We start from the raw sequence: 554 nt of genomic DNA on the forward strand, positions 1-554 counted from the left end.
GACGGCCCGGCGATCGACCTGACGTTGGTCGAGGGCGCCTCGATCGACGTCGACGAGTCGCTGGGTACCGACGGCTCCTCGAAGGATGAAGAGGGTAACGCGGCGCCCGACGATGAGACTGGAGCGCCGGCCGGGGCCATCGGCTATGCCGAGACCACGGCAGCGACGCTGTTCTCCGAGACCGCGGACGCGGGCACGGACGGCGAGGCCAGCAAGGTCTATGCACTGGTGCTGAACGGCACGGAGCCGGTGGACAGCGGGCTGACCGACACCGCGAGCGACGAGGCGGTAGTGCTGTCCGACAATGGCGGCGTGATCGAGGGCCGCACCGCGACCGGGGGAGACCTGGTCTTCACCATCGCGGTCAATGGCACCACCGGTGATGTCACCACCACCCAGTACCGGGCGCTCGACCACGGCGCTGACAGCAACGACCACGACAGCGCGGTGAGCATGACCGCCGGGCTGGTCGAGCTCGAGGCGACGCTGACCGACGGCGATACCGACACCGCGTCCAGCAAGATCGAGCTGGGCAGCCTGATCGGCTTCGAGGA

At 68.8% G+C, this 554-nt stretch carries 1 protein-coding gene; it reads left to right on the forward strand.

The genetic code is table 11. From position 1 onward, the window contains the following. On the forward strand, positions 1-554 hold a 554-nt coding region (locus RAN53_RS16330; protein WP_305797851.1), incomplete at both ends, for a DUF5801 repeats-in-toxin domain-containing protein.

The organism is Halomonas sp. SSL-5 (assembly GCF_030708455.1).
Classification (GTDB): Bacteria; Pseudomonadota; Gammaproteobacteria; order Pseudomonadales; family Halomonadaceae; genus Halomonas.